Raw genomic sequence first — 13,476 nt, 5'->3', positions numbered from 1 at the left:
GACATGTCATTCCGTTCTGAAGGCAGAAGCAGGGCATAAGAATTGAGCGGTCCTGCGGGCCTGCGGCTCAGGGGGAGCCGAGGCCGTCGAACATGAGTGTCTCCACGGTGCGAATCCACGGCTCGCGCATGGCATCGGGGTCCTGTGCGTGCAGGAGCCGCACCGCCCCGGTCACGATGATTCCGTTGACGGCGAGCCCGACCACGTGCGCGTCCACATCACGGCGCAGGAAGCCGCGGTCCTGTCCGTTGCGGATGAAGGCGGCGGTGTACTGGGCCGCTGCGTCCATGGCCCGGCCGGCCAGATCCGGCTCGGCCCGGTCGATGGCGATCGCGTCGTAGAACAGGATGTGGCACAGCGCGGGTTCAGCGGTGACGAGGTCGAACAGCTTGTTGCCGATGCGTCCGACCTGTTGCCTGTACTGCGGCAGTGTCTGTGAGGAGCCGGGATCCTCGTCGGAGAGGGCGTCCATCACCTGGCCCAGCGCACGCGACACCACGCTGCGCGCGATGTCCTCCTTGTTCTTGAAGTACCGGTAGAACGTGCCGTGTCCGGCCCCGAGTTCCTGGGCGATGTCGGAGATACCGGTCGCGTGGTAGCCGCGCTCGGCGAACACCTTTCCCGCCGCGCGCAGTATCGCGTCGCGCTTGTCGACAACACCCCTGGGCACGGTCGAACCCCTCCCTCGGCGGAATGACGTGTCATTCTCGAACCGGCGGTGAACCCCCGTCAATACTCTTGCATGCACCGGGAGTTGGCGGTCATGCGCCAGCACTTGGCGCACGTCCTGCCACGCCGCCTCGCTCAGCAGCGGGCGCCACCTGGCCGGCTGGAGTTCCGGCCGAGCGCCCCACTCCGACAGACGCTGCCGGACCCGGTCCAGGTGGGCGAGCAGTGTCCCGCCCGGGTGCTCCATTCCCTCGGCGCCGTGCTCCCGCAGCAGCGCGACCGCTTCCCTCGTACTCCCCGAGAAGTCCAGGGACAGAAAAATACCCCGGAACCGAATTGACGGCCGGGGTTATTCTCTGCGTATATTAAGTGTTTCCGTGTTCACGCACACGGAAAAGCGTGGAGAAGTTCAATAAACGCACTGTATCGCGTCAGGAGCTGAATTGTCAAGCGAGGAATTGCGGCAGGAACAACAATTCGTCTCCCTCGCCCACGAGCGGCTCGACCAGCTCAGGGCCGAGGCCGAAGCCGCCATGAACGCCACGATCGCGCAGGTCAGCAACGATCGGCAGGCGCTGGTGGAGCGCGATGTCGGCGTGGCCGAGTACTCCGCCACGCTCTCCGCGCTGAATGCCGCCGACACCGGGCTCTGTTTCGGGCGGATCGACCGGCGCGACGCAGTCACGTACCACATCGGGCGTACGGGAATCCGGCGCGACGACGCCGAACGGACTCCGCTGCTCATCGACTGGAGGGCTCCCGTCGCGCGGCCGTTTTATCTCGCGACCGGATATGAGCCGATGGGGCTGCGCCGCAGGAGGCACATCACCACCCGGGGCCGCACCGTCACAGCGCTGCACGACGAGATCATGGATCTCGCCGACACCACCCGCACCGGATACGAGTCGCACGACGCCGACGAGGTGCTGCTCGCCGCGCTGAACAGTGCCCGTACCGGACGGATGGGCGACATCGTGTCGACCATCCAGGCCGAGCAGGACCACATCATCCGCGCCCCGCACGGCGGAGTGCTCGTCGTCGAGGGTGGACCCGGCACCGGGAAGACCGCGGTCGCGCTGCACCGGGCCGCGTATCTCCTGTACGCGAACCGGGAGCAGCTGGCCAAGCGTGCCGTGCTGATCGTCGGGCCCAACCCGGCTTTCCTGGGCTACATCGGCGAGGTGCTGCCCTCGCTCGGGGAGACGGGCGTGCTGCTGGCGACCGTCGGCGAGCTTTTTCCGGGCGTCGGCGTCACCGGCACGGACAGCCCCGCCGCAGCGGCCGTCAAGGGCCGCGCGGACATGGCCGGAGTCCTGGCCGAGGCCGTACGGGACCGGCAGCAGGTGCCCGAGAAGGACGCCCCCGTCGTCATCCGGCACGACGACGGGGACCTGCTGCTCGACTGGGACACCGCCGTCGAGGCCCGGCACAAGGCCCGCGAGACCGGCCTGCCGCACAATCTGGCCCGCCCGCACTTCGTCTTCCGGCTCATCGACGACCTGACCACCCAGCTCGTCGACCGGATCGGCGCAGACCCCTACGGAGGCCCGAACTTCCTCGGCGCAGACGACATCGCCCTGCTCGGCAAGGGCATCGCCGCAAGTCCCGAGGTGCACGCCGCCATCGCGTCGCTGTGGCCCCCGCTCACCCCGCAGCAGTTCCTCGCGGACTATCTCGCGGATCCCACACATCTGCCCGATGACGACGCCGCGTTGATCCGGCGCAACGGCGGCGGATGGACCGCGGCCGACGTGCCGCTCCTCGACGAGGCCGCCGAACTGCTGGGCGAGGACAACTCCGCGGCCCTGGCCGCCGCCGAGGCCGAGCGGGCCCGGCAGATCGCCTACGCGCAGGGCGTCCTGGACGTCTCGTACGCCTCCCGCACCTACGAGTTCGAGGACAAGCAGGACATCGACGAAGACGCGTCCGAAGTCCTGGCCGCGCACGACATCATCGATGCCGAGCGGATGGCCGAGCGGCAGGAGGAGGCCGACCACCGCAGCGCCGCCGAGCGCGCCGCCGAAGACCGCACCTGGGCCTTCGGGCACATCATCGTCGACGAGGCGCAGGAGCTGTCGGCGATGGCCTGGCGGCTGTTGATGCGGCGCAGTCCCACCCGTTCGATGACGCTGGTCGGCGACCCGGCGCAGACCGGTGACCTGGCAGGGTGCGATTCCTGGCAGGAGATCCTCGCCCCTTACGTCCAAGACCGCTGGCAGCTGGCCCGGCTCGGCGTCAACTACCGTACGCCCGCCGAGATCATGGAGTACGCATCCGAGCGGCGGCGGGCCACCGACCCCGGTTTCGAGCCGCCGCACTCCATCCGCTCGACGGGTGTGGAGCCCTGGGAGCGGACCCTGCCGCTCGGCGAGGTGGCCCGGATCGCCGCCGAGGAGGCCCCCGAGGAGGGCAGGCTCGCGGTGATCGCCCCGCGCGAGCTGCACGCCGGACTCGCGGGACTGGAAGGGAACGACGGGCCGCTGGACCTTTCCCGGACCGTCGTCCTCATCGATCCGCGCCAGGCGAAGGGCCTCGAATTCGACACGGTCCTCGTCGTCGACCCCGACCGGATGAGCGCCAACGACCTCTATGTGGCGCTCACCCGGGCCACCCAGCGGCTCGGGATCATCAGACCGGCCGCAGCCACACGGTAGCCAGTGGCGGCAGCGTGAGCTGGATGCTCACCGGCCGGCCGTGCCAGGGGAACGACTCCGGCTTCAGCGGGTCGGGGTTGAGCACATCGCTGCCGCCGTAGCGATCCGCGTCCGTGTTGAGGACCTCCGTCCACGCCTGGACCGACTCCGGAACACCGATGCGGTACTCGTGGCGTACCACCGGAGAGAAGTTGCTGACGGCGAGCAGCGGCGCGCCCGTGGCGTCGAAGCGCAGAAAGGCGAAGACATTGTCCTCGGCGGCGTCGCCGTCCACCCAGGCGAAGCCGACGGGGTCCGTGTCCTGCTGCCACAGGGCTGGGGTGGCCGCGTAGACCGTGTTCAGGTCGCGCACGAGGTCCCGTACGCCGCGGTGGTCCGCCTCCGCGGCGTAGGAGGGATCCAGCAGCCACCAGTCGGGGCCGTGGCCCTCCGACCACTCCGCTCCCTGGGCGAACTCCTGGCCCATGAAGAGGAGTTGTTTACCGGGATGCGCCCACATGAAGCCCAGATAGGCGCGGTGATTCGCGCGCTGCTGCCACCAGTCGCCGGGCATCTTGCTCACCAGGGCCTGCTTGCCGTGGACCACCTCGTCGTGCGAGATCGGCAGGACGTAGTTCTCGCTGTACGCGTACACCATCGAGAACGTCATCTCGTTGTGGTGGAACTTGCGGTGCACCGGCTCGTGCTCGACATAGCCCAGCGAGTCGTGCATCCAGCCCATGTTCCACTTCAGGCCGAAGCCGAGGCCGCCGAAACCGCCCGGGCCCACATGGTGCGTGGCGCGGGTGACGCCGTCCCAGGCCGTGGACTCCTCGGCGATGGTGACGACACCGGGGCAGCGCCGGTAGACGGTGGCGTTCATCTCCTGGAGGAAGGCGACCGCGTCCAGGTTCTCCCGGCCGCCGTGCACGTTGGGCGTCCACTCGCTGTGCTCGCGGGAGTAGTCGAGATAGAGCATCGAGGCGACCGCGTCGACCCGCAGCCCGTCGATGTGGAACTCCTCGCACCAGTACGTGGCGTTGGCGACCAGGAAGTTGCGTACCTCCTTGCGGCCGTAGTCGAATTCGAGGGTGCCCCAGTCGGGGTGCGCGGCACGCGCCGGGTCCTCGTGTTCGTACAGCGAGCGGCCGTCGAACTCCGCCAGCGCCCAGTCGTCCTTGGGGAAGTGCGCGGGCACCCAGTCGACCAGTACGCCGATCCCGGCCCGGTGCAGGGCGTCCACCAGATGGCGGAAGTCGTCAGGTGTGCCCATCCGGGCGGTCGGTGCGTAGAAGCCGGTGACCTGATAGCCCCAGGAGCCGCCGAAGGGATGCTCGGCGACCGGCATCAGCTCCACGTGGGTGAAGCCCAAGTCCTGGACGTACGCGGGTAGTTGTGCGGCGAGCTGGCGGTAGGTGAGTCCGGGCCGCCAGGAGGGGAGATGCACTTCGTAGACGGAGAAGGGCGCCTCGTGCACCGGCCGGTCCGCGCGGTGCGCCATCCACTCCTGGTCGTGCCACACATGGTGGGACTCGGTGACGATCGACGCGGTGGCGGGGGGCACCTCGCTGCGCCGTGCCATCGGATCGGCCCGCAGGGTGTGCGAGCCGTCCGGGCGGGTGATGTCGAACTTGTAGAGGGCGCCCTCGCCGACGCCGGGCAGGAACAGCTCCCACACGCCGGAGGAGCCCAGCGAACGCATCGGATACCCGGTGCCGTCCCAGTAGTTGAAGTCACCCACCACCCGCACCCCGCGGGCATTGGGCGCCCACACGGTGAACCGGGTGCCCGTCGCCTGCTGGTGTGCCATGGGGTGCGCTCCGAGCGCCTTCCACAGCTCCTCGTGCCGCCCCTCGCCGATCAGATGCAGATCGAGCTCGCCGAGCGCGGGCAGGAAGCGGTACGGGTCCTGCACCTCGATCCCGGTCGCGTCGTCGTAGACGACGAGAAGCTGGTACTCCGGGACGGTGCGCAGCGGCAGGACACCCGAGAAGAAGCCGTCACCGTCCTCGTGCAGCTTTGCCCGCAGCCCCTTCGCGAGCACGGTCACCGACCGCGCGAACGGACGCAGCACCCGCAGCTCGACACCGCCCCGGACCGAGTGCGCCCCCAGCAGGGAGTGCGGATCGTGGTGGGAGCCGGTCAGCAGCCGCTCCCGGTCCCCGTCCGGGAGTGGATGGGCGGCCCGGACGCCATGACTGCCGTCCGCCCGCGCCTGTGGCGCGTCCGTCTGCTTGGGGGGCCCGGCGTCAGCCGCCTGCCGGGGCCTTTGGGGGTCGGAGGAATTACGGGACGGGGGTCGGGCGGTCACGGGGTCTGCCTCCTCGGCGGATCAGTTGGTGGCGGCCAGGCGGTCGATCGCCGCCATCGGCACCGGAAGCCAGTCGGGGCGGTGCCGGGCCTCGTAGACGACCTCGTACACGGCCTTGTCCGTCTCATAGGCGCGCAACAGCTCGGGTTCGGTGCGGGGATCGGCGCCCGCGGTCTCGGCATAGCCGTCGCAGTAGGCCGCACGGCAGCGTTCCGCCCAGGCCGGGTTCCACGGGCGGTGGGTGCGGGCGGCGTAGTCGAACGAGCGCAGCATGCCGGCGACATCTATCACCGTGGGCTGTGGCCTGCGGCGTTCGCCGAGCGGGCGTGCCGGCTCGCCCTCGAAGTCGATGACCGACCAGTGAGTGTCGCTGTGGGAGCCGCCGCCACGCAGGGTCTGCCCGAGATGGAGGTCGCCGTGGACGCGCTGGGCCCGCCAGGCGCAGCCGCGCCTGCCGAGCGCGGCGATCGCGTCGAAGGCGGCACGCAGCCGTGGAACGTACGGCAGCAGCGCGGGCACCGCCTGCGCGGCCGCGTCCAGACGCGCCGTCATGGCCTCCGCCAGATGCTCGGCCTGCGGCCGGCGCAGCATCACGGTGGGCAGCTCCTTCGCCAGCGCCGTGTGCACCTCGGCGGTGACCCGGCCGAGCGCGCGGGCCTCCTCAATGAAGGTCCCCCCGTCGGCCAGCGATTCGAGCGCGAGCAGCCAGCCGTCGCGCGAGCCGTGCAGGAAGGGCTGCAGCACGCCGAGGGTGTACGGCTCGGGCGCGGTGGCCTCGAACCAGGCGACGGGCGCGGGGACCCGGCCGCATCCGGCGCGGGCGAGCGCGAGCGGCAGCTCCAGATCGGGGTTGGAGCCGGGGTGGACCCGGCGGAAGAGCTTGAGGATGTACGCGTCGCCGTACACCAGCGAGGAGTTGGACTGCTCGGCCTCCAGGGGGCGCGCGGTGAGCCCGCCGGGGATCCTCCCGGCCGCCTCGAAGCGGTCGAAGCGCAGCGGCCCCAGCGCACCGGGCGTGCGCAGCCGCTCCAGGATCAGCTCGGCCAGGCGCGGGTCGTGCAGCCCCTCGTACACCGTCCGCCCGGTGAGCGGGCCCTCGGTCACATGGCCGATCAACGCGGGCGCGAGGTGCGGTGGCAGCGTCCTGCGCACACCGAGGAGGAGTTGGTAGCAGTCCTGCGACGACGGGGCGGGAAGGCCGGTCTGCTGGACGCGTACGAGCAGATGCAGCAGCCCCGGACCGGTCGCGGAGTCCAGCGGCAGCAGTTCGGTCGCGGAGACGAGCGAGAAGCCGGTGAGGGGATGGCCCTTGCCCGCGAACCAGCGCTGTCTCGGCAGCCAGGCGAGCAGCAGGGGCGCTAGGGACGGGAGAAGAGCGACGGGGGTCCGGGTGGATGCAGCCTCCGACATGGCATCGCGTCCTTTCCCCGAGATGCACTCCAATGGCGCTGTATGCGCAGAGTGTCCCGGATTGCAGCTGTGGCTGTCCGGCGGCGCGCGGGGATGAGGAGGAGAGTGCCCGGTGCGGGGCGGGGGAAACCGCCCCGCGGGAGGCACCTCTCGTTACCTGTGTGTCAGGTGGCGGCCGCTTCCTTGCGCAGCCGGAACCAGTAGAAGCCGTGGCCTGCGAGAGTCAGCAGATAGGGCCACTGACCGATGGCCGGAAAACGCACGCCACCGATCAGCTCCACCGGGTGCCGGCCGCTGAACGCCCGAAGATCGAGCTCGGTGGGCTGCGCGAACCGGGAGAAGTTGTGCACGCAGAGCACGAGATCGTCCTTGTACTCCCGGGTGAAGGCGAGCACGGCCGGGTTCGACGACGGCAGTTCGGTGTACGAGCCGAGGCCGAAGGCGCGGTTCTGCTTGCGGATCTCGATCATCCGGCGGGTCCAGTGCAGCAGCGAGGACGGCGAGGCCATCGACGCCTCGACATTGGTGACCTGGTAGCCGTAGACCGGATCCATGATCGTGGGCAGATACAGCCGGCCGGGGTCGCAGGAGGAGAAGCCCGCGTTGCGGTCGGGGGTCCACTGCATCGGGGTGCGCACGGCGTCGCGGTCGCCCAGCCAGATGTTGTCGCCCATCCCGATCTCGTCGCCGTAGTACAGGATCGGCGATCCGGGCAGCGAGAGCAGCAGCGCCGTGAACAGCTCGATCTGATTGCGGTCGTTGTCGAGCAGGGGAGCGAGCCTGCGCCGGATGCCGATGTTGGCGCGCATTCGCGGATCCTTGGCGTATTCCGCGTACATGTAGTCGCGCTCTTCGTCCGTGACCATTTCGAGGGTCAGCTCGTCGTGGTTGCGCAGGAAGATGCCCCACTGGCAGTTCTTCGGGATCGCCGGGGTCTTGGACAGGATTTCCGAGACGGGGTAGCGGGACTCGCGCCGTACCGCCATGAAGATGCGCGGCATCACCGGGAAGTGGAAGGCCATATGGCACTCGTCGCCGCCGGCCGGGAAGTCGCCGAAGTAGTCGACGACATCCTCGGGCCACTGGTTGGCCTCCGCCAGCAGCACGGTGTCGGGGTAATGGGCGTCGATCTCCTTGCGCACCCGCTTGAGGAAGGAATGGGTGGCGGGGAGGTTCTCGCAGTTGGTGCCCTCCTGCTGGTACAGATACGGCACGGCGTCGAGACGGAAACCGTCGATGCCCAGGTCCAGCCAGAAGCGCAGCGCCGAGATGATCTCCTCCTGCACCGCAGCGTTCTCGTAGTTGAGATCGGGCTGGTGGGAGAAGAAGCGGTGCCAGTAGTACTGCTTGCGCACCGGATCGAAGGTCCAGTTGGACGTCTCGGTGTCGACGAAGATGATCCTGGCGTCCTGGAACTGCTTGTCGTCGTCGGCCCAGACGTAGTAGTCGCCGTAGGGCCCCTCGGGATCGCTGCGGGACTCCTGGAACCACGGGTGCTGGTCGCTGGTGTGGTTCATGACGAAGTCGATGATGACGCGCATGCCGCGCTGGTGCGCGGCGTCGACGAACTCCACGAAGTCGGCGAGGTCGCCGAAGTCGGGGAGTACCGCCGTGTAGTCGGAGACGTCGTAACCGCCGTCCCGCAGAGGGGACTTGAAGAACGGCGGGAGCCAGAGGCAGTCGACCCCCAGCCACTGCAGATAGTCGAGTTTGGCGGTGATGCCCTTGAGGTCGCCGATGCCGTCGCCGTTGCTGTCCTGGAAGGAACGCACCAGGACTTCGTAGAAGACGGCCCGCTTGAACCAGTCGGGGTCTCGGTCCTTGGCCGGCGTGTCCTCGAACAGGTCGTGGACGGGCTCATTGACGATCATGATGTGGGTGACCCTCCGATCGGCGGGGACGGTCGCAGAACGACGATGTGCGCGGGCGTGACGCCCGGCTCTAGGCGCACATAGGTGGCTCTGCCCCAGTGATAGGTCTCGCCGGTGAGCTCGTCGCGCACCGGTGCGCTCTCGTGCCAGTCGAGGCCGAGGTGCGGCATGTCCAACGAGACCGTGGCCTCCTGGGTGTGGTGGGGGTCGAGGTTGGCGACGACGAGCACGGTGTTCGGACCCGAAGCGCCCTCGGCCGTTTTCGAGTACGCGATCACCGCCTCGTTGTCGGTGGGGTGGAAGTGGATGTTCCGCAGCTGCTGCAGGGCGGGGTGCCGGCGCCTGATCCGGTTGAGGGCGGTGATCAGGGGCGTGATGGTGCGGCCCTCGCGTTCCGCCGACTCCCAGTCCCGCGGCCGCAGTTGGTACTTCTCGGAGTTCAGATACTCCTCGCTGCCGTCCCTCAGGGGGGCGTTTTCGCACCATTCGTATCCTGCGTACATGCCCCAGGACGGCGACATCGTCGCGGCCAGCACCGCACGCACCTCGAACGCCGGGCGCCCGCCGTGCTGGAGATAGGCGTGCAGGATGTCGGGGGTGTTCACGAAGAAATTGGGACGCATGTACGAGGCGGCTTCGCCGGAGAGCTCGGTGAGGTACTCGGTGAGTTCCTGCTTGGTGTTACGCCAGGTGAAGTACGTGTACGACTGCTGAAAGCCGATCGCGGCGAGGGTGTGCATCATCGCCGGACGGGTGAACGCCTCGGCCAGGAAAATCACATCGGGGTCGCTGCGGTTGATGTCCGCGATCACCTTCTCCCAGAAGATGACGGGCTTGGTGTGCGGGTTGTCCACGCGGAAGATCCGTACACCGTGGCCCATCCAGAGGCGCAGCACACGCAGCGTCTCGTTGACCAGACCGCGCATGTCCGCCTCGAAGGCGATCGGGTAGATGTCCTGGTACTTCTTCGGCGGATTCTCGGCGTAGGCGATCGTGCCGTCGGCGCGGTGGTGGAACCACTCGGGGTGCTTCTCCACCCAGGGGTGGTCGGGCGAGCACTGGAGCGCGAAGTCCAGCGCCACCTCCATGCGCAGGTCGCGCGCAGTCTGCACGAAATGGTCGAAGTCCTCGAACGTGCCGAGGTCGGGGTGGAGCGCGTCATGGCCCCCGTCGGGGGAGCCGATGGCCCAGGGGACGCCGACATCGTGGGCACCGGGGGAGAGGGTGTTGTTCGGGCCCTTGCGGTAGGTGGTGCCGATGGGGTGGACGGGCGGCAGATAGACGACGTCGAAGCCCATCGCGGCGACGGCCGGAAGCCGCTCGGCGGCGGTGCGGAAGGTGCCGGAGACGGGCGGCGCGCCCTCCTTGACGATCGCGCCCTCGGAGCGCGGGAAGAGCTCGTACCAGGAGCCGAACAGGGCGCGCTGCCGCTCGACGATCAGGGCCAACGGCCGGGAGGCGGTGACCAGTTCGCGCAGCGGGTGGCGATCGAGCGCGGCGGTGGCGTCGGGGGCGAGGGCGGCGGCGAGCCGGGCGGCGGCGGGGCGCTCCTCGTCACGCAGGGCGTCGACGGCGGCGAGCACGGCCTCGCGTCCGTCGCGCTTGGGAACCCCGGCGGCGGCCCGCTCGTACAGCTCGGCGCCCTCGGCCAGCACCAGCGCGGTGTCGATACCGGCGGGAATCTTGACCCCGGCGGTGTGCCGCCAGGTGGCTACAGGGTCGCTCCACGCCTCGACGGCGAAGGTCCAGCGCCCCTCGGCGTCCGGGGTGACGTCGGCGCCCCAGCGGTCGGTGCCGGGGGCGAGCTCACGCATGGGAGTCCAGGGGCCGGGACGTCCGGTGGGGTCGCGCAGGACGACATTGGCGGCGACAGCGTCATGACCCTCCCGGAAGACGGTGGCGGTGACCTGGAAGGTCTCACCGGTCACCGCTTTTGCGTGCCTCCTACCGCAGTCGACTTGGGGACGGACGTCCAGGACGGGGATACGACCGATCATGGGATCACCTGAGGGCTGTGCGGGCAGGGCGGATTGAGCGCGTTGTGCACGTGTGCGAGGTTTGCTGGTTCTTTGTAGCTGCTCAGTCGACGGCTGGCGGGCTGCGGGCATGGCCGCTCCTGTCCGCGTTCACTCGGGTGGGCGGAAAGATGTCGAGAAGGGTGCGGGCCTGCGTACCGGATGAGCCTTCCCCCGGTCGTCGGGTGGGCAATCCGGTGGAGAGTTAACTACTCGGACGTACGTGACTGCACAAGACGCCGCGTACGCAATCGGACGCGGTCCGGGTCGGGGGTGTGCTCGTCGGGTTCGTGCCGGGGGTCCGGGGGTTGCCCCCGGGGGGGGGTGCGGCACTACTCGGACGTACGTGACTGCACAGGACGTGGCGTACGCAATCGGGCGCGGCCTGGGTCTGGGGGTGTGCGGCGTACGCAATCGGGGCGCGGGCCCCGACGCGACTCGCGTCCGGGCCAGCGCCCCGTACCGCCTCACAGCACCGAGCCCCGGCCCGGCTACGCTCCCCAGCTCGGCTCGGGCCCGCGCCCGCTCATGACAGCTCTCCCGACCACATCTGCCACGGCTGCCGTGTCACCCACTCGTCCACCGGCGCCGGCTTCAGCGACAGTGCCGCAGCCGACTCGCCCTCGTCGCCCGCCATCAGTCCGGGCTCCAGGCCCGCGGCCATGTAGTGGTAGATCCCCGACACGCCGGCCGCAGACTCCGTGCCCAGGATCTGGGCAAGGCTCTGCTCGAAGATGCCCGGTTCCAGGGGCACATAGCGGATCGCGCGCCCCAGGCCCTGCCCGAAGGCCGTCGCGAGCTCGTCGCCCGTCAGTGTCTGCGCGCCGCCGATGTCGAAGGTGCGGCCCGCAACACCGTCCACCGTGAGCGCGGCGTACACCGCCTCCGCCAGGTCCCGGTGCGAGATCCACGCCGCCGGGATGTCGGCGGGCAGCGGGTAGGCGAGCACCCCCTCGTTCACCAGGGCCGGGCCGTTCCACGGGCTGAAGAGGTTGTCCAGATAGACCGGCGGGCGCACGACCACCAGCTCCACGCCGCTGTGGGCGAGACTCTCGCGCAACACCGTCTCGGCGAGCCGGCGGGTCTCGAAGGCCACCACATTCGTGCTCCGGTCGGGGACACGGGTGTTGGCGTTGTAGACCAGCCGCCCCACCCCGGCCTCGCGTGCCGCCTTCGCTATGTGCTGGGCGTACCGCATGACCTTCTCGGCCTGGTACACCAGCGGCATCACCACCGCCGCGTGTGTGGCCCCTTCGAAGAGCAGGCGTACGTCCTCGTACCGGCCGAGGTCGCCGCTCGCGACGGAAACTCCCGGAAGCTCCGGGCGATCGGCCTCGGGCTTGCGGCTCAGTGTGCGCACGCGGTGCTTCCGCTCGGCCAGCAGACGGGCTGTCGCACCTCCTTGGAACCCGGTCGCCCCCACGACCGCTACACGCATCGGAATGTGATCGGACATGAGTCTGAAGAGCCCTTCGATAGGGTGTGGCTGCTGCCGTGAACGGCTCTTCCAGGCTCGCTTCGGCAGCTTCGGCCGATCAATTAACAAACCGGGGCGGGGGTTGAAGGATCGTCCAATGGAACCGACGGAGACGGAACCGACGGAGCGCGAAGGGGACGACCTCCTCAGCGAGCTGCTCAAGCCCTTACGTCTGACCGGGGTCTTCGACAGCCGCTGGCATGTCAGCGCCCCCTGGGCCATCGAGGGCGACGCGGAACAGAGCTGCGCCGTACTGCACTTCATCACCGAGGGCGGCTGCTGGGTCACGGCCGAGGGCCAGACCCCGATCGAGCTGCACGAGGGCGACCTCGCCGTGTTCCCCACCGGCGCCGCGCACCGGCTCGCGGACCGGCCCGAGCGGCGGGGCGTCGCGCTCGGCACCGTGCTGCCCGAGCGGGCACCCGGCACCTCCGGTGAGATCAGGATCGAGGGCGAAGGGCCAGAGAGCCGGCTGCTCTGCGCGGGGCTGCACTACGACGCCTCCGTGGCCACCCACCTCTACACGGCGCTGCCCTGGGCGCTGGTGCTCGACCACTCCCAGGTGGACAGGGAGCCGCTGCTGCGCGACACACTGCGGCTGCTCGCCGCCACCGACCGTCCCGTCGGCCCCGGCGACCGGCTGATCACGCTGCGCGCCTTCGAAATGGCGCTGGTGCTCGCGCTGCGGCCGCTGCTGCGCGAACTGGCCCGCAATCCCTCCGCACTGCCGGTTCTGCGCCATCCCGGTATCAGCCGGGCCATGGTCATCATCGCGACACGCTTCGCCGAGCCCTGGACCATCGAGTCGCTCGCCCGGGAGGTCGGCATGTCCCGCTCGGCGTTCACAGCGGCCTTCCGCGAGCTGGTGGGCGAGGCGCCCGCCCGGCATCTGACGGGGCGGCGGATGCAAGAGGCCGCCCGGCTGCTTGGCGAGACTTCGCTGCCCCAGTCGGCCGTCCCGGAACGTGTCGGCTACCAGAGCTCGGTCGGCTTTCACCTGGCCTTCCGCAAGTGGTACGGCATGACGCCGGGAGAGTACAGATCGGGAGGCTCCTCAGCTGCATGACTGGCCGGTTCTTAATCACCGCTG

At 69.4% G+C, this 13,476-nt stretch carries 8 protein-coding genes and 1 pseudogene; 2 read left to right on the top strand and 7 right to left on the bottom strand.

What is annotated here, in order from left to right:
- Window positions 1-67: 67 nt before the first annotated feature.
- Window positions 68-670, bottom strand: a complete 603-nt coding sequence (locus tag FBY35_RS10820) for a TetR/AcrR family transcriptional regulator (RefSeq protein WP_160159257.1) — start codon at window positions 668-670, stop codon at window positions 68-70.
- 168 nt (window positions 671-838) lie between these two features.
- A pseudogene (locus tag FBY35_RS37995) lies at window positions 839-940 on the bottom strand (DUF6817 domain-containing protein); the annotation flags it as partial.
- A gap of 172 nt (window positions 941-1,112) precedes the next feature.
- Between FBY35_RS37995 and FBY35_RS10815 the strand changes: the two are divergent.
- Complete coding sequence (locus tag FBY35_RS10815) at window positions 1,113-3,323, top strand: ATP-binding domain-containing protein (protein ID WP_142213586.1); 2,211 nt, start codon at window positions 1,113-1,115, stop codon at window positions 3,321-3,323.
- On the opposite strand, the gene glgB is transcribed toward FBY35_RS10815, so the two are convergent.
- The 5 genes from glgB to FBY35_RS10790 form a co-directional block, all read right to left on the bottom strand.
- Window positions 3,298-5,613, bottom strand: a complete 2,316-nt coding sequence (gene glgB / locus FBY35_RS10810) for a 1,4-alpha-glucan branching enzyme (RefSeq protein ID WP_142213585.1) — start codon at window positions 5,611-5,613, stop codon at window positions 3,298-3,300. The genes FBY35_RS10815 and glgB overlap by 26 nt on opposite strands.
- Window positions 5,614-5,634: 21 nt before the next feature.
- Complete coding sequence (locus FBY35_RS10805; protein ID WP_142213584.1) at window positions 5,635-7,023, bottom strand: maltokinase N-terminal cap-like domain-containing protein; 1,389 nt, start codon at window positions 7,021-7,023, stop codon at window positions 5,635-5,637.
- A gap of 164 nt (window positions 7,024-7,187) precedes the next feature.
- A complete protein-coding gene (gene treS, locus FBY35_RS10800; RefSeq protein ID WP_142213583.1) occupies window positions 7,188-8,894 on the bottom strand; it encodes a maltose alpha-D-glucosyltransferase in 1,707 nt (568 codons plus the stop codon).
- Window positions 8,891-10,891: an alpha-1,4-glucan--maltose-1-phosphate maltosyltransferase gene (locus FBY35_RS10795; protein ID WP_142213582.1), complete on the bottom strand. Its 2,001-nt coding sequence runs from the start codon at window positions 10,889-10,891 to the stop codon at window positions 8,891-8,893. Before FBY35_RS10795 ends, treS begins: the two co-directional genes overlap by 4 nt.
- A 544-nt stretch (window positions 10,892-11,435) precedes the next feature.
- The gene (locus FBY35_RS10790; RefSeq protein ID WP_186356905.1) at window positions 11,436-12,365 is read right to left on the bottom strand and encodes an SDR family oxidoreductase; all 930 of its coding nucleotides are present in this window, start codon (window positions 12,363-12,365) and stop codon (window positions 11,436-11,438) included.
- A gap of 118 nt (window positions 12,366-12,483) precedes the next feature.
- On the opposite strand from FBY35_RS10790, the gene FBY35_RS10785 reads away from it, so the two are divergent.
- Window positions 12,484-13,452 (top strand): AraC family transcriptional regulator, encoded by a 969-nt coding sequence (locus FBY35_RS10785; protein ID WP_142213580.1) that lies wholly within the window; start codon window positions 12,484-12,486, stop codon window positions 13,450-13,452.
- The last annotated feature ends 24 nt before the right edge of the window (window positions 13,453-13,476 follow it).

Source organism: Streptomyces sp. SLBN-118 (assembly GCF_006715635.1).
In the GTDB taxonomy this organism is placed as follows: Bacteria; Actinomycetota; Actinomycetes; order Streptomycetales; family Streptomycetaceae; genus Streptomyces.
This window is presented reverse-complemented; position numbering and strand designations above follow the sequence as displayed.